The organism is Rhodococcus sp. IEGM 1307 (assembly GCF_030056915.1).
Taxonomy (GTDB): domain Bacteria; phylum Actinomycetota; class Actinomycetes; order Mycobacteriales; family Mycobacteriaceae; genus Rhodococcus_F; species Rhodococcus_F opacus_D.
Map to the genome: position 1 here is coordinate 246,211 of NZ_JASHKW010000003.1, position 15,524 is coordinate 261,734.

Consider the following 15,524-nt stretch of genomic DNA (forward strand, 5'->3'; position numbering starts at 1 on the left):
ACACCAGCTTCGACGGCTCGACAAGCCCGGGAAGAATGAAGTACCAGACCCGCTCCATGCGGCGCGGAAGATCGTCGAAGGCGCCGGTCGCGGTCGCGACCACATGCGCTCCCAGCAACGACCCGAGCAGAAAGGTGGAAAGCGTCCCCGTGGAGACGTCGTCCTCCGCGAGAATATCGCCCTCCTCGACCGCACGTGCGACGAGTCGTTCGAAACCCTGCTGCCACGAGGCCACCACGTTGCCGTGCGTCCCTTGATAGTCACCGATCTCGTGCTGCAGTCGCAACATCGCCGCGACGATCGGATCGGAACTCGCCGCCTCGATCGCCACGTAGGACAGAGCTACGAGCGCTTCCAGCGCCGGCGTCGGCCCGTCACTGACGGACGTCATTCCGGCCGTGAGCCGGATCTGGCCCTCGTCGATGACACCGCGGGCCAGGTCTTCCTTCGAACTGAAGTGGAAGTACAACGCACCTTTGGTCACACCGGACTGCTCGATGATCTCGTTGAGACCCGCGTTGGCGTACCCGAGGCGCAAAAATACGTCGGCCGCCGCCATCAGGACCGACGCCCGAGTTACCTCTGCTCGAACCTGTCTCGCCATCGACTGCCTCCCGAACAACCCCCCCGACGGGGCGCGCAAACTCCAGCGAACCCTAGCACTTGACAGGCGCAGCCCTAGTGAAGTTGAACCGCGAGTCGGAAAACGAGAACACGTTCACTGAGGTGTCGTGCGGGGCCGATCGGTGCCCAACTGGGGATCCGCCTCGAGATTGGTCAACCCGTTCCAGCACAGGTTGACCAGATGCGCGGCGACGACTTCCTTCGGAGGCGTCCGCTCGTCCAGCCACCACGTCGCGGTGGTGGACACCATACCGACCAGCGCCTGCGCGTAGAGCAGGGCCAAATCGGGATTGAAGCCACGCCGCGAAAAATCGCCGGCGAGGATGTGCCCGACCTGACCGATCGCCTCGTTGAGCAGGCTCGAATACGTTCCGTCCGGTGCCGCCACCGGAGAGTCGCGGACGAGGATGCGGAATCCGTCGGTGTGCTCCTCCACATAGGTCAGCAGCGCCAGCGCGACCCGCTCGACCCGGACCCGGGAGCGGTTCTGCTTCAGCGACGACGTCACCATCTCCAGCAGCCTCGACATCTCCCGATCCACGACCACGGCATAGAGGCCCTCTTTGCCGCCGAAATGTTCGTAGACGACGGGCTTGGAGACGTGCGCCCGCTGTGCGATCTCCTCGATCGACGTCGCCTCGTAGCCTCGCTCGGCGAACAGCGCACGACCGATCTCGATCAACTGCTCCCGGCGTTGCGTACCGGTCATCCGGGTGCGGACCGCCCTCTCGGGGGTCGCGTCCACGTCCGTGGGTCGGGGCACCGAGGCACCATCCTTTCCTGACACTCGCGACGACCAAGCGCCGCGGGCAGCGTCGAAACACTGCAGGTAGCACCCACTCTATCGGGGCGTTCGGGACAAATTTCCGCAGCGGTTCGACGGGCGGCGGGTCGGCATGCGAGGATTCTCTCGCGCAAACGGGCGTGACACCCCGTGTGTGTGGCAATCCGCCGTAGTGTAATGGCAGCACCTCTGATTTTGGTTCAGATAGTTCAGGTTCGAGTCCTGGCGGCGGAGCGGAGCCTGCGGAGCGAATTCCTGCAGGTGGAGCTGTCGAGAACAGCAAGAGCAGAACGACCCAGAGGGAGCTTCATGCCAGTGCAGACCGCCGTGGTCGTCCTCGCCGCCGGCGCGGGAACTCGGATGCGGTCGAAGACCCCCAAGGTGTTGCACGCACTGGGCGGACGCACGATGCTGGCGCATTCCCTGCACGCCGCCGCGGAGATCGATCCGACGCACCTCGTCACCGTCGTCGGGCACGACAAGGAACGCGTCGGGGTCGCCGTCAGCGCCCTCGAGACCGAACTTGGCCGCCCGATCGCGGTCGCCGTCCAGGAAGAGCAGAACGGCACCGGGCACGCCGTCGAGTGCGGCCTGTCCGCTCTGCCCGCCGACTTCCGCGGGACCGTGCTGGTCACCGCCGCGGACGTCCCGCTCCTCGACGGCCACACCCTGCACGCTCTCGTCGACGAGCACCGCAGCGAACCCACCCCCGCGGCGGTCACGGTCCTGACGTTCACCGCTCCCGAGCCCCGCGGCTACGGGCGGATCGTGCGCCAACCCCACGACGGTGAGATCGCCGAGATCGTGGAAGAGGCCGACGCCACCGAGGAGCAGGCGGCCATCACCGAGGTCAACGCCGGCGTGTACGCGTTCGACGCCGAGTTCCTGCGCTCCGCGCTCGGGCAGCTCAATGCGAACAACGCGCAGGGCGAGCTGTACCTGACCGACGTCGTCAAGATCGCCCGCGAGGCCGGCGCACCCGTCTTCGCAGCCCACCTGTCCGACTCCGCGAAGGTCGCAGGCGCCAACGATCGCGTCCAGCTGTCGAAGCTGGCCGCCGAACTCAACCGCCGCACCGTCGAGAACTGGATGCGGGCCGGAGTCACCGTCGTCGATCCGTCGACCACCTGGATCGACGTCGGCGTCACGCTCGCTCGCGACGTCACCATCCATCCGGGAGTGCAACTGCTCGGCACCACCGCCGTCGGCGAGGACGCCGTGATCGGTCCCGACACCACCCTCACCGACGTGACGGTCGGCGAAGGCGCCAGCGTGGTGCGCACCCACGGCTCGGAATCGACGATCGGCGCAGGCGCCACCGTCGGCCCGTTCTCCTACCTACGTCCCGGCACCGTCCTCGGTGCGTCCGGCAAGCTCGGCGCATTCGTCGAGACGAAGAACGCCGACATCGGGGCGCACTCCAAAGTTCCTCACCTGACCTACGTGGGCGACGCCACGATCGGCGAGCACAGCAACATCGGTGCGTCGAGCGTGTTCGTCAATTACGACGGCGTCGCCAAGAGCCGTACGGTGGTGGGGTCACACGTCCGGACCGGGTCGGACACCATGTTCGTCGCTCCGGTACAGGTCGGTGACGGTGCTTACACCGGCGCCGGCACGGTGCTGCGTTTCGACGTACCACCGGGGGCACTCGCGGTCTCCGGCGGGAAGCAGCGCAATATTGACGGCTGGGTGCAACGAAATCGGCCCGGTACCGCCGCCGCCGAGGCGGCAGCCGCCGCGGGACTGCACCACAGTTCAGATCTGCACGAAACCGAGAAGCAAGATTTAAAGGATGGCATAGAGCAGTGACCGCGAATTGGATCGACAACCAGAAGAACCTCATGCTTTTTTCTGGTCGCGCGCATCCGGAGCTGGCCGAACAGGTAGCGAAGGAACTCGACGTGCGGGTCACCCCGCAGACTGCCCGTGACTTCGCGAACGGCGAGATCTTCGTCCGTTTCGAGGAGTCGGTCCGCGGCTCCGACGCCTTCGTGCTGCAGAGCCACCCGGCCCCGCTGAACACGTGGGTGATGGAACAGCTGATCATGATCGACGCACTCAAGCGCGGATCGGCCAAGCGCATCACCGCGGTCCTGCCGTTCTACCCGTACGCACGCCAGGACAAGAAGCACCGCGGCCGTGAGCCCATCTCGGCTCGCCTGATCGCCGACCTCCTCAAGACGGCAGGCGCCGACCGCATCATCACGGTCGACCTCCACACCGACCAGATCCAGGGCTTCTTCGACGGCCCCGTCGACCACATGCACGCCCAGGGTCAGCTCGCCGAGTACATCCGCGGCAACTACGGCACCGAGAACATCGCCGTCGTCTCCCCCGACTCCGGTCGCGTCCGGGTCGCCGAGAAGTGGGCCGACACCCTCGGTGGCGCGCCGCTGGCATTCATCCACAAGACACGCGACCCGCTGGTGCCCAACCAGGTGAAGTCCAACCGCGTCGTCGGTGACGTCGAAGGCCACACCTGCATCCTGATCGACGACATGATCGACACCGGTGGAACCATCGCCGGCGCCGTGAAGATCCTCAAGGAGGCCGGCGCGGGCGACGTGATCATCGCCGCCACCCACGGTGTCCTGTCCGATCCGGCGGCCGAGCGTCTCGCCGCGTGTGGTGCCAAGGAAGTCATCGTCACCAACACCCTCCCGATCGACGAGTCGAAGAAGTTCCCGACCCTCACGGTTCTGTCCATCGCGCCGCTGCTGGCTCGCACCATCAAGGAAGTTTTCGAGAACGGCTCGGTCACGTCGCTGTTCAACGGCAACGCCTAGGCGCTTCGCACCCGTGCGCCTTTTTGGTAGCTGAAGCGACCAGAAAGGCGCACGGGCGTAGCCTTTCCCTGTGTTCACCGGGATCCCCACCGCTGCTCTCGACTTCTACGAGGACCTCGAGGCAGACAACAGTAAGAGCTTCTGGACCGCGCACAAATCCGTCTACGACGACTCCGTGCGCGCACCCATGACCGCCCTGCTCGCGGAACTCGAATCGGAGTTCGGCGCGGGCAAGGTGTTTCGCCCCTACCGCGACGTCCGGTTCTCGAAGGACAAGACGCCTTACAAGACCCATCAGGGTGGATTCGTCGAAACTCGCCCCGGCGTGGGCTACTACGTGCAGATCGATGCCGCCGGGCTGTTCGTGGCGGGTGGCTTCTACTCGCATACCCCGCTGCAGGTCGGGCGTTTCCGTGACGCCGTCGACGACGACCGCAAGGGCCGCGAACTCGTCCGGCTCGTGAAGAAGGTCCGGTCGTCGGGATTCGAGATCGGCGGCGACACACTCAAGACCCGTCCTCGCGGCGTCGCCGAGGACCACCCGCGACTCGACTTGATGCGTCACAAGTCGCTCACGGCCAGCCGGAGCTACCTCTCCCCCGACTGGATCGAAACTCCCCGCGCCGCTGACGAAGTGCGCACCGCCTGGCGTTCGATGCGGCCGCTCGTGGAGTGGCTGACCACCGTCATCGGTGCCGGAGAATGAAACTTACCGGTCGGGAAAACAGGTGTGGCACACAGCGTTTGCGGAGCAGTTTGCGCGCCTCGGCATGATCTTCGTCACGCTCGGCCGCAGAACCGCAGGTCGTACTTACGGCGATGTGACTCGCACGCCCGAATTCCCCTACTGTGGCTCGTCGTGATCGACGCGCAGACTCTCTCCGGCCCTATCGATATCGCTGCAATTCGAAACGTCCGGCGTTGGTCGCCGGGGGCGTGCGTGTGGTGCGGAGACGACAACGCCGTCGAGATGTTCCGTAACGAACCTCGCTGTGGCACTTGCCGCGAGAAGGAATCGGTCATCGACGAGGCCCGCCGCTTCCTGGGCATGTACGGTCTGCGTCCGCTCGGCGGAACGTTGCAGTCGGACGACGACGAGGAGCGTGAGCACCGGGTCAACGCCCGCGACGCCCGCCGCGAACTCAACGAGATGAAGCTCGCGGAACTCCCGGACCCGGCCGCGGTGCGCAAGGCCCTTCGTCCCCGGGCGGCCAGTGTGGTGTCGGAGCCGCGCAGCACCGCTCATTCCGGAACGTCGTCGGCCGCCGCGTCGACCCGCCCGAGTGCGTCCCGCACGTCGGCCACCCCGCCGGTGGCACCGGTGCGCACCGATGTCGTCGACGTCGCCGCACTCGAATCGCGTGTCACGGGCTTGCTGGATCAGCTCTCGGCCATCGACGCCCAGATGAACCTGATCGGTGAGCCCGCCGGCCTCGCCGCGCGTGCTCGAATCAGCGACCTCGAGAAGCAGCGCGCCACCGTGCTCCGCACCCTCGCGGCTCTGGAGAAGGCCCGGATCGCAGCCGGCCAGTAGGCCATACTTTTCGGGCAGCAGCCGGGTGATACTCTCGCCCTTCATGCAGCCCGCCTCCTCACCCACCGCGCTCGTCATCGACGCGAAGAAGCCGCCGATGGGCCCGATGCTGGTGACCCCCAATGCCCGCATCAATGGCCATCCCGTGCCGCTTCGGTGGGGACACAACGAAATTCCGGCACCGCCGGGCGTGCACCACATCCAGATCTCGGTCCCGTGGATCTGGGAGCAGGGCAGGGCGCAGATCACCGTCGACAACCGGTACCACCCGGCTCCCCCGGTGTACTACGCGTCGCCGTTCAGCAGTTTCAGCAAGGGCGCCATCGACCATCGGCCGGTGAAGAATCCCGGGCTGCTCGGGTTGCTGCTCATCCTCACCCCGGTACTCGTGCTGGTCCTCGCTGTCGTGGCGTTCGCCCTGTTCGGCTAGATAGGTCACAGCCGCACCATTGACACAATGGGCAATGTGTCTCACCATCGATACATGACCGCACATGTGTCGAGCGTCTCGTTCGTGCCGAGGTCCGGACAGTCGTGGCGCGCCCCGTGGCCGATGTACGCAGGCCTGCGCGACCACGACCCCGTCCATCACGTCGTCCCCGAGGGCGCACCCGGCGACGACTACTGGGTGTTATCCCGGCACGCCGACGTCTACGCGGCGGCCAGGGACGCCGAGACCTTCTCCTCCGCAGCCGGCCTCACCACGACATACGGCGAGCTGGAGAAGATCGGCCTGCAGGACAATCCGCCGCTGGTGATGCTCGACCCGCCCGACCACACCGCGTTCCGCCGTCAAGTGTCGAAGGGATTCACCCCTCGGCAGGTCACCGCCGTCGAGCCGGACGTCCGGGCGTTCGTGGTGGAGCGCATCGAACGACTGCGGGAGGCAGGTGAGGGCGATGTGGTGAAGGAACTGTTCAAGCCGCTGCCGAGCATGGTCGTCGCCCACTACCTCGGTGTCCCCGACGAGGACCGGGCGCAGTTCGACGGGTGGACCGAGGCCATCGTCGCGGCCAATGCGCAGGGCGACACGCTGCAGGCGACGGGTGCGGTCACCGAACTGATGGGCTACTTCACCGGACTGATCGAGCGGCGGCGCACCGACCCCGGAGACGACACGATCTCGCACCTCGTCGCGGGCGGGATGGGAGCCGACGGCGACATCACCGGCCTGCTCTCCATCCTCGGTTTCGCGTTCACGATGGTCACCGGCGGCAACGACACCACCACCGGGATGCTCGGCGGCGCAGTCCAGTTGCTCACCGAACACCGGGATCAGCGCCGCGATCTGATCGAACATCCGGAGCTCGTCGGCGACGCCGTCGAAGAATTGCTCCGGCTCACCGCCCCCGTCCAGGGCCTCGCCCGCACGGTGACCCGCGACGTCGAGATCGACGGCACCGTCGTTCCCGAGGGACGGAAGGTACTCCTGCTGTACGGCTCCGCGAACCGCGATCCGCGCCGGTTCGGACCGGATTCCGAGGTCCTGGACGTGCGTCGCAGTCCGAAACAGATACTCACGTTCAGCCACGGGGCCCACCACTGCCTGGGTGCGGCCGCGGCACGGATGCAGGCGCGGATCGCGCTCGAGGAACTGCTGGCCCGGTGCCCCGACTTCACCGTCGACATCGACGCCGTCGTCTACGCGGACGGCAATTACGTGCGCCGCCCGACGAGCGTTCCGTTCCGGGTGCGCGAAGCATGACCGCCGACTGGATGCGGGACGAGCGCCCCCGCCTCGCCGCCGAGCGAATCCTCGACGTCGCGGCCCAGCTGTACGTCGAGAACGGCATCGCCGCCGTCGGTATGGCCGAGGTCGCCCGGGCGGCCGGATGTTCCCGGGCCACGCTGTACCGCTACTTCGACAGCAGGCAGTCGTTGCAGCTGGCGTTCGTTCACCGCGAGGCCCGGCGCATCGGCGCGCTGGTCGCGGAGGAGGTGTCCGCGGTCGGCGACCCGAAGGACGTGATCGTGGAGGCGATGCTGGCCGCGATCCGGCTGGTGCGCGCCGACCCGATTCTGGCCGCCTGGTTCCAGCTCGGCGACTCCGGCCTCGCCGCGCAGATCGCGCACTCGTCGGACGTCATCGAATCGCTGGGCACCGCCTTCCTGGGGCAGGCGGGGTTCTCCGGAGAGGAGACGTCCCGGAAGGCACGGTGGCTCGTCCGGATCATCGTCTCTCTGCTCACCGTCCCGGGCGTCGACGACACCGACGAACGCACGATGCTCGAGCAGTTCGTCGCGCCGGCACTCGCCGAGCACGACTCCGGACGCGCCTGACACCTGCCACCGCCCGGACGAACGGGACGCTCGTTCGATCTGGCACAACGAGCGTCCCGTTCGTCCGGGGAAGGTCCGGGGAAGCAACGTCAGCGCACCGCGCCCGCGTGCTCGTCGGCATCGACCTCGAGAGTCGTCTTCCGGTCGGACTCACCGATCCGCGCGAAGACGAGCGGCTTGCGGAGCCGCAGGTAGCAGTACAGGGCGATGTAGCCGAGCACGGTCGCGAAGAAGATCCACGCGACCACACCTCGCGCTCCGGACGGGAACGGGTTGAAGCTGTACCAGTACACGAGCACGGACCCGATCGCGGCGAGGACGGTCGCCAGTCCGATACCCAGGCGCAGCGACCGCGACCGGATCGCGCAGTAGCCGGCCGCCAGTGCTGTGAGTCCGTAGGCGGCGATCAGCATGTAGCCGGCGTACGTCCCGAGCAGGCCGTACGACGTCTCCGCCGCGGTCACCACCACGCCGAGGAGCCCGGCCACCAGGTAGATGACGCCGAGGGTGGTCACCGCACCGACGGGAGTTCCGTGGCGGGCGCTGACCTTGCCGAGGCGAGCGGGCAGCAGACCGTCGCGGGCCAGGGTGTACACGGTCCGGCTGGTGCCTGCCATGACTCCGAGAGTGGATCCGAAGAAGCTGATGGCGACACCGATGTCGATCAGGTAGCCGAGCCATCCGACGCCGTTGTGCTCGGCCAGGGTGTCGAGGGGTGCGTTCATGTTGTCGATCGGCAACCCGCGGAAGCCGAGCACGATGATGTAGGTGGCGACGATGTAGAGCACCCCGCAGGCCAGGACCGACCCGACAACGGCGAAGCTGATGGCCCGCTTGGGATGACGCGCCTCCCGACCCAAGGTGGCGGCGTGGTCGAATCCGGCGAGGGAGAACACGGAGAAGCCCGCGGTCGCGAGTATCGCTGTGGCACTGAAGCCGTGGAAGTCGAACTGCCTGCTGTCGATCGGACCGGTGTCCGAATTCGCGAGGACCACGATCAGGAGCACGACGATCACTGCCACCGTGAAGAATTCGATCACCAGCAGCAGCTTCGCGGACAGCTTCACCTCACGAAGGTTCAGGGCGGTCACCGCGACCGCGACGGCCCCGGCGCAGATGCCCAGCGTCCACGTGCTCGCGGGCAGACCCACCTTCTGGAGGAATGCGTCGAGGTAGATCGCCGAGCCGATCACGCACGCGGGTCCCGCGACGAGTGACGACGCGAGGTGGGTGACCATGACGAAGAATCCGGCCGGTTTGCCCGCCGCGCGAGCCGCGAGTCCGTACGTTCCGCCGGTGGTGGTGAAGCGTTTGGCCAGCCAGCCGATGCCCCCGGCGAACCCGAGGACCAGCACCGAGGTCACGGCCCAGGTGATCCAGCTGAGGTTGCCGGCGATCGTGACGACGACACCGATCGCGAGGGCAAGCGTGGACGCGGGCGCCAGAATGCCGAGCGATACGCCGAACACTGCCCACGTCGGGAGGATTCCGCGCGGCAGCTGACCGTCCTCGGCGTCGGTGCTTCCCGCCGAGGACATCATCGTGTCCTCCGTGGTCGATCCATCGTGCACAGTCTTCATGAACGCTCCTCGCGGATGACAGGACAGAGGGTGTCGGATAGTTGGCTGGTGGGCCAGTTATGAATCATCGTGAGGGCGATCACACTCGATGTCAAGAGCGCATCGCCTCCCGAGCGGCACCCGCCGCGACAGCGACGAGTGGGTTGACAGCCCCTGTGAGTGCCGCCACAATCTAAATTGACTGATGCGCCAGTTATCTATTTTCCGATCGACAGCACCACGAGATCGAGGAGAGTCCCCTATGACCACTGTGGTGGCCGAGTCCGTCACACAACTGAGCCTGTTCTCCGACCCCGCCTCGGTGGCCGTCGTCGGCGCCTCCGCCGATCCCGCGAAGTGGGGTTACTGGCTGGCGAGTGGCGCCCTGACCGGCGAGCACCGCCGCCGAGTCCATCTGGTCAACAGGAGAACCGACACCCTGCTCGAACGCCAGTGCCACCCGAGCCTGTCGGCCCTCCCCGAGGTCCCCGACCTGGTCGCTCTCTGTGTGCCTGCGCCGTTCGTCTCGGACGTGGTGGACGAGGCCCTCGCACTCGGCGTCCGCGGGTTCCTCGGCATCACCGCAGGCGTTCCCGGCGAAACCGAACTCGCGGCCCGGATCCGAAGGGCCGGAGCACGACTCGTCGGCACCAACAGTCTCGGCATCTACGACAGCGCCACCGACCTCTCGCTGGCGTGGGGACGGTTCACACCGGGGCCGCTCGCGATCATCTCGCAGAGCGGGCAGCTCGGCTCCGAACTCGCCGCGCTCGGCGCCCGGCACGGCGTGGGCGTCTCCCGGTTCGTCTCCATCGGTAACCAGTCCGACGTCACCGCCGCCGAACTGCTCGCCGATCTCGGCGGCCACGACCCGACGCGCGTGATCGCCCTGTACCTCGAAAGCTTCAGCGACGGTGAATCCCTGTTCCGGACGTTGCGCGCCCTGCGCGACACCGGACGACCGACCCTGCTGCTGACGGTCGGCGCCAGCGCCGCGAGCACGCGTCTGGCGCGCTCCCACACGGGCTCGCTCACCTCTGCCCTGGATGTCGTCGACGCCGCGTGCCGCGCAGCGGGAGTGCTCCGCGTGAGCACCCCCGACGAGTTGATCACCGTCGCCCGGGCATTCCTCTCCACCACCGTTCCCGCCGGCAACCGCGTCGCCATCGTCGGCGACAGCGGCGGGCAGTGCGCGATCGCCGCGGACGTGACGAGCGCGAGCGCCTTGACCGTTCCCGACTTCTCCCCCGCGCTCGCCGAATCCGTTGCCCTGCAACTACCGAACGGTGCGGCCAGCAACAACCCGGTGGACCTCGCCGGGGCGGGCGAGCAGGATCTGGGAAGTTACGCGAGCGTCGTCGAACATCTCCTCCGTGCCGACGAGTCGGACGCCGTGGTGCTCACCGGGTATTTCGGCTGCTACGCGCGGGACGCGCCCACTCTCGCCGAACACGAAGCGGCCGTGGCCGAACGGATCGGCCGGGCGTCCGCGGAGACCGGCAAACCCGTCGTCGTCCACACCATGGCTCCGGAATCGAGCACCGCACAGGCGTTGTGGCGGCACGGCGTCCCCGTGTTCGACACGGTCGACTCCGCGGTCCGCGCCCTGTCCGGGCTGTCCCGCCTGCAACCGCCGCAACCGTCGAATCACGTCCTCTCCTGGCCCGTTCCACGGGGCGGACTCCGGCCCGGATACTGGGCCGCGCGTGAACTCCTCACCGAACTCGGTGTCGCTTTCCCCGACGGCGGCATCGTGCACACCCGCGAGGAGGCGATCGAAGTGGCCGGCCGTCTGCGGGCCCCGTTCGTCCTCAAGGCGAGTTGGCTCGAGCACAAGAGCGAGGCGGGCGGCGTCGCGGTCGGCATCGACGGACCCGAACAACTGGCGCGCACCTTCGAGAACATGCACTCACGGCTCGGCGACGGCGACTACGTGCTCGAGGAACAGGACACCCGGGCGGGCACCGTGGAGATCCTGGTCGGCGCGCGCCGTGATCCCGACCTCGGTCCTGTGATCGTGGTGGGTGCCGGCGGCACCGAAACCGAAGTGCTCCAGGACATCTGTCTCGAATCGGCCCCCGTCGGACCTGGCGATGCCCTCGCGATGCTCGAACGCCTCCGCTGCATGCCGCTTCTCCGCGGGTGGCGGGGACGCCCCGCGGTGTCCGTCGACGGCGTGGTCGACGTGATCACGCGGGTGTCCCGGTTGATCGCGGAACGGTCCGACATCGCCGAGATCGAATTGAATCCGGTCCGCGTCGCCCCGGACGGAGCGCTCACCGTCGACGCGCTCGTCGTGGCCGCCGAACCGGCCCCAGCCCCGTGAACCCGCATCCCGAGACAGCACAGGAGAACCATGCGATGACCGAGACCCACTCCCCCGGCCTCGTCCCGAACACCGCCGACGAATTCGAAGACCGCGTCGCCGTCGTCACGGGTGGCGGCTCCGGAATCGGACGCGCCGTCGCGATGCGGTGGGCGGCCGCGGGCGGCACCGTCGTCGTCTTCGGCCGCAGGCAGAACGCGCTCGAGGACACCGTCCGGGCGGCCGAGCAGATCGGCGGGAAAGCCCGGGCCGTGGTGTGCGACGTGCGGGATTCCGACGCCGTGGACGCCGCAATCGACGGAGTGGTCGATCGCTACGGCCGCCTCGACGCGCTCGTCAACAACGCCGCAGGCAACTTCGTGGTTCCCAGCGAGGACCTCTCGCCGGGCGGGTGGAAGGCCGTCGTGGACATCGTCCTGAACGGCACGTTCTACTGCACCCGCGCGGCGGGCCGCCACATGCTGGCGACCGGTCGCGGCACCATCCTCAACACCATCGCCAGCTACGCGTGGCACGGTCATCCCGGCACCGTCCACAGTGCGGCAGCCAAGGCGGGTGTCGTCGCGATGACGCGCACGCTGGCCGTGGAATGGGGCGGACGGGGCGTCCGGATCAACTGCATCGCACCGGGACCGACCGAAACCGAGGGAGCCGGGGCGGCCCTGTGGCCCACCGAGCAGGATCGCGCCCGAGTGCTGTCGAGTGTCCCGGCTGCTCGCTTCACGACGCCGGAGGAAGTCGCCGAATCCGCGGCCTTCCTGCTCAGCGACCGCTCCGGCTACGTCACCGGCGAGGTCCTCGTCATCGACGGCGGCCAATGGCTCGGCAAGTCCGTGTACACGGATTCGCGAGCGGCGGCCCGATGACCACCACAATTCACACCACGTGGGACCGCAACTCGATCCTCGTCGGCGGGGACTGGATTCCCGTCACCGACTGCACGCAGGTGAACGACCCGGCCACCGAGTCCGTGATCGGCCGGTCGGCGTCGGCCGGTGCCGACCACGTCGATGCCGCCGTCTCGGCGGCACGTTCCGCCGGAACAGCGTGGGGTGCACGCGCTCCCGGGGATCGCGCCGACATCCTCGACGACCTGTGCACCCACCTGCGCGCGCGGAGGCAACTCCTCGTCGACACCACCGTCGCGGAAGTGGGAGCCCCGGTGACCGTGGCCGAGGAAGCGCACATCGACCTCGGTATCGAGATCCTCACATCGTATGCGCGGCTCGCCAGGGACCTTCCCTTCCGGGAACGGCTGGGCCGGACGCTGCTGTTGCGCCGCCCCGCGGGTGTCGTCGCGTGCATCACGCCGTGGAACTACCCCTTCTACCAGCTCGCGGCCAAGGTGGGAGCGGCTCTCGCGGCGGGATGCACAACCGTCGTCAAGCCGGCCGAACTCACCCCACTGTCCACCTACCTGTTCGCCGACGCCGCACTCGATGCCGGCGTTCCGCCCGGGGTTCTGAACCTGGTTCCGGGCAGCGGTCGAACGGTGGGGGCCGCGCTGGCCGCGCATCCCGGGGTCGATGTGGTGTCCTTCACCGGCTCCACCGCCGTCGGCAGGGACGTCGCGCACGCCGCCGCCGAATCCCTGAAACGCGCGTGCCTCGAACTCGGTGGCAAGTCGGCCTCCGTGGTGCTCGGCGATGCCCCACTGCCGGCGGCGGTCACCGCGACCGTCGACGCCGCCATGCTCAACTCGGGTCAGACGTGCAGCGCGTGGACTCGTCTGCTCGTGCCGCGCACACGGTACGAGGAGGCGGTCGAACTCGCCGCCGATCACGCCGGCACGTTGCGGGTGGGTGATCCCCGGGATCGCGCGACGCAACTCGGCCCGGTGATCTCGGCTGCGCAGCGACGATCGATCGCGGAGGCGGTCGACGCGGCGGTCGCCGGCGGGGCCCGTCTGGCAGCGGGGGGTTCCGGTATGCCCGCAGGCCTCGAAACGGGCCACTACCTGCGGCCGACCGTGCTCGCCGACGTCGGACCGCACGACCCGATCGTGCGCAACGAGATCTTCGGGCCGGTGCTGGTCGTCCTCCCGCACGACGGCGACGAGGACGCGATCCGGCTCGCCAACGACAGCGACTACGGGCTCGGCGGCGCCGTGTGGTCGGCCGACCCGGAACGGGCCCTGGGCGTCGCGGCCCGGATGGACACCGGTCAGGTCGACATCAACGGCGCCCCGTTCAACCCCGAGGCCCCGTTCGGCGGCTGGAAGTCCTCCGGCCTGGGCCGGGAGCTCGGCCGGTTCGGCGTCGAGGAGTTCACCGAGCTGACGGCGGTGCAGCGCTGACCCGCCGCACCCCACACCCCACGCCCCACACCCCACACCCCAGCCCCACACAGACACAACCGTATTCGAAGCGAAGGAACCGCGATATGACCACCACCAACATCCCCGCCTGGCCCCTGACCGACGAGCAGAAGCAGATCATCGAGATGTGCCGGGACTTCGCGCAGAAGGAGATCCGGCCCCGCGGCCGCGAGGTCGACGAGGCGGATGTCGTGACGCCCGTCGACATATTCGCCAAGGCCGCCGCGGTCGGCATCACCGACTTCATGATCCCCGAGGAGTTCGGCGGAGGCGGAATGGGCGACGTCTTCACCCAGTGCCTGGTGCAGGAGGAACTGTGCTGGGGTGACCCCGGCATCGGAAACCTCGTGTGCTCCAACGGCTTCTTCTCCGATCCGATCATGGTCCTCGGCACCGAGGAGCAGAAGAAGCAGTGGCTCGGCCCCCTCACCGGTCCGAACGCCCCGATGACCTCGCTGGCCACCACCGAACCGGGATCCGGCTCGGATGCGGCGTCGATCGTCACCACGGCCGAGCGCGTCGACGGCGGCTACCGGCTGGGCGGGCAGAAGTCGTGGATCTCCAACGCCGGCGCCGCCCAGTTCTACGTCGTGTTCGCCAAGACCGACCGCACGCAGCGGTCCGGTGGCGTCTCCGCATTCCTCCTCGAAAAGGGCGCCGAGGGAATGACCTTCGGTGAGCCGATGAAGAAGATGGGACAGCGCGCCATCGTGTGCCGGGAGATCTTCTTCGACAACGTGTTCGTCCCCGAGGAGAATCGTCTCGGCGAGGAAGGACAGGGTTTCTACGGTCTGATGGGCACATTCGACATCTCCCGGGTCGTGCTCGGGGCGGCCGCCGTCGGCGCCGCCCGGGCCGCCTACGAGTACGCCCTCGACTACGCGAAGACACGGAAGCAGTTCGGCGTGCCGATCATCGAGCATCAGGCCGTCGCGTTCCGGCTGGCAGACATGGCGACGCGGATCGAATCCGCCCGGCTGCTCGTCCATCACGCCGCCCGCATCATCGACAGCGGCGGCAACGCCCGGGGCATCGCCGCCATGGCGAAACTGACCGCGTCCGAAACCGCCATGTTCGTCACGCACGCCGCGGTACAGACGCTCGGCGGTTGGGGCTATTCCCGCGAGTACCCCGTCGAGCAGTGGATGCGCGACGTGAAACTGGAGGAGATCGAGGAGGGCACGTCCGACATCATGAAGCTCGTCATTTCCCGGAACCTGGACTGAGCCGCGCGGGTGCGGGACGCGGAGACGCCTTCGCCCCGCACCCGCCCGGGTACCCGCGCACCATCCGCACACGAACACTGCACAG

14 protein-coding genes and 1 tRNA gene are annotated in these 15,524 nt (G+C 68.0%); 12 read left to right on the forward strand and 3 right to left on the reverse strand.

Annotated elements, in window-relative coordinates; all coding sequences use genetic code 11:
• Both QM841_RS07380 and QM841_RS07385 read right to left on the reverse strand, forming a co-directional pair.
• A partial coding sequence (locus tag QM841_RS07380; protein WP_283331459.1) for a ScbR family autoregulator-binding transcription factor occupies nt 1-604 on the reverse strand: 604 nt, incomplete at its 3' end.
• 114 nt (nt 605-718) lie between these two features.
• Nucleotides 719-1,333, reverse strand: coding sequence for a TetR/AcrR family transcriptional regulator (locus tag QM841_RS07385; protein ID WP_206031502.1), 615 nt, complete (start codon nt 1,331-1,333; stop codon nt 719-721).
• A gap of 238 nt (nt 1,334-1,571) precedes the next feature.
• Here QM841_RS07385 and QM841_RS07390 point away from each other — a divergent pair.
• The 8 genes from QM841_RS07390 to QM841_RS07425 all read left to right on the forward strand — a co-directional run bounded on the left by QM841_RS07390 (nt 1,572) and on the right by QM841_RS07425 (nt 8,011).
• A tRNA-Gln gene (locus tag QM841_RS07390) sits at nt 1,572-1,642 on the forward strand.
• A gap of 75 nt (nt 1,643-1,717) precedes the next feature.
• On the forward strand, nt 1,718-3,220 hold the full coding sequence (gene glmU / locus QM841_RS07395; protein WP_283331460.1) for a bifunctional UDP-N-acetylglucosamine diphosphorylase/glucosamine-1-phosphate N-acetyltransferase GlmU: 1,503 nt from the start codon (nt 1,718-1,720) through the stop codon (nt 3,218-3,220).
• Entirely contained in the window at nt 3,217-4,197 is a 981-nt protein-coding gene (locus QM841_RS07400) for a ribose-phosphate diphosphokinase (protein ID WP_005255561.1), read from the forward strand. The genes glmU and QM841_RS07400 overlap by 4 nt, the downstream gene beginning before the upstream one ends.
• Before the next feature lie 70 nt (nt 4,198-4,267).
• Nucleotides 4,268-4,903 (forward strand): DUF2461 domain-containing protein, encoded by a 636-nt coding sequence (locus tag QM841_RS07405; protein ID WP_105413259.1) that lies wholly within the window; start codon nt 4,268-4,270, stop codon nt 4,901-4,903.
• 264 nt (nt 4,904-5,167) lie between these two features.
• On the forward strand, nt 5,168-5,731 hold the full coding sequence (locus QM841_RS07410) for a hypothetical protein (protein WP_283331461.1): 564 nt from the start codon (nt 5,168-5,170) through the stop codon (nt 5,729-5,731).
• A gap of 43 nt (nt 5,732-5,774) precedes the next feature.
• Nucleotides 5,775-6,161, forward strand: a complete 387-nt coding sequence (locus tag QM841_RS07415; RefSeq protein ID WP_105413260.1) for a hypothetical protein — start codon at nt 5,775-5,777, stop codon at nt 6,159-6,161.
• Between the two features lie 54 nt (nt 6,162-6,215).
• Nucleotides 6,216-7,436 carry a cytochrome P450 gene (locus QM841_RS07420; protein ID WP_280781417.1) on the forward strand — a complete coding sequence of 407 codons (1,221 nt, stop codon included), beginning with the start codon at nt 6,216-6,218 and terminating at the stop codon, nt 7,434-7,436.
• The gene (locus QM841_RS07425) at nt 7,433-8,011 is read left to right on the forward strand and encodes a TetR/AcrR family transcriptional regulator (RefSeq protein WP_283331462.1); all 579 of its coding nucleotides are present in this window, start codon (nt 7,433-7,435) and stop codon (nt 8,009-8,011) included. Before QM841_RS07420 ends, QM841_RS07425 begins: the two co-directional genes overlap by 4 nt.
• 89 nt (nt 8,012-8,100) lie before the next feature.
• Here the strand turns inward: QM841_RS07425 and QM841_RS07430 are convergent, their stop codons facing one another.
• A complete protein-coding gene (locus tag QM841_RS07430) occupies nt 8,101-9,591 on the reverse strand; it encodes an APC family permease (RefSeq protein ID WP_283331463.1) in 1,491 nt (496 codons plus the stop codon).
• Nucleotides 9,592-9,832: 241 nt separating this feature from the next.
• On the opposite strand from QM841_RS07430, the gene QM841_RS07435 reads away from it, so the two are divergent.
• The 4 genes from QM841_RS07435 (at nt 9,833) to QM841_RS07450 (ending at nt 15,439) form a co-directional block, all read left to right on the forward strand.
• Nucleotides 9,833-11,896 (forward strand): acetate--CoA ligase family protein, encoded by a 2,064-nt coding sequence (locus tag QM841_RS07435; protein ID WP_283331464.1) that lies wholly within the window; start codon nt 9,833-9,835, stop codon nt 11,894-11,896.
• A 35-nt stretch (nt 11,897-11,931) separates the two neighbouring features.
• Nucleotides 11,932-12,762: an SDR family oxidoreductase gene (locus QM841_RS07440; RefSeq protein WP_283331465.1), complete on the forward strand. Its 831-nt coding sequence runs from the start codon at nt 11,932-11,934 to the stop codon at nt 12,760-12,762.
• Nucleotides 12,759-14,192, forward strand: a complete 1,434-nt coding sequence (locus QM841_RS07445) for an aldehyde dehydrogenase family protein (RefSeq protein WP_283331466.1) — start codon at nt 12,759-12,761, stop codon at nt 14,190-14,192. The genes QM841_RS07440 and QM841_RS07445 overlap by 4 nt, the downstream gene beginning before the upstream one ends.
• Before the next feature lie 86 nt (nt 14,193-14,278).
• Nucleotides 14,279-15,439: an acyl-CoA dehydrogenase family protein gene (locus QM841_RS07450; protein WP_283331467.1), complete on the forward strand. Its 1,161-nt coding sequence runs from the start codon at nt 14,279-14,281 to the stop codon at nt 15,437-15,439.
• Nucleotides 15,440-15,524 lie beyond the last annotated feature (85 nt).

Bases quoted from the DNA above. Each gene is read 5' to 3' on its own strand.
- QM841_RS07385 (WP_206031502.1), bottom strand. From the start codon at position 1,333: ATGACCGGTACGCAACGCCGGGAGCAGTTGATCGAGATCGGTCGTGCG.
- glmU (WP_283331460.1), top strand. From the start codon at position 1,718: ATGCCAGTGCAGACCGCCGTGGTCGTCCTCGCCGCCGGCGCGGGAACT.
- QM841_RS07410 (WP_283331461.1), top strand. From the start codon at position 5,168: ATGTTCCGTAACGAACCTCGCTGTGGCACTTGCCGCGAGAAGGAATCG.
- QM841_RS07415 (WP_105413260.1), top strand. From the start codon at position 5,775: ATGCAGCCCGCCTCCTCACCCACCGCGCTCGTCATCGACGCGAAGAAG.
- QM841_RS07420 (WP_280781417.1), top strand. From the start codon at position 6,216: ATGACCGCACATGTGTCGAGCGTCTCGTTCGTGCCGAGGTCCGGACAG.
- QM841_RS07425 (WP_283331462.1), top strand. From the start codon at position 7,433: ATGACCGCCGACTGGATGCGGGACGAGCGCCCCCGCCTCGCCGCCGAG.
- QM841_RS07430 (WP_283331463.1), bottom strand. From the start codon at position 9,591: ATGAAGACTGTGCACGATGGATCGACCACGGAGGACACGATGATGTCC.
- QM841_RS07435 (WP_283331464.1), top strand. From the start codon at position 9,833: ATGACCACTGTGGTGGCCGAGTCCGTCACACAACTGAGCCTGTTCTCC.
- QM841_RS07440 (WP_283331465.1), top strand. From the start codon at position 11,932: ATGACCGAGACCCACTCCCCCGGCCTCGTCCCGAACACCGCCGACGAA.
- QM841_RS07445 (WP_283331466.1), top strand. From the start codon at position 12,759: ATGACCACCACAATTCACACCACGTGGGACCGCAACTCGATCCTCGTC.
- QM841_RS07450 (WP_283331467.1), top strand. From the start codon at position 14,279: ATGACCACCACCAACATCCCCGCCTGGCCCCTGACCGACGAGCAGAAG.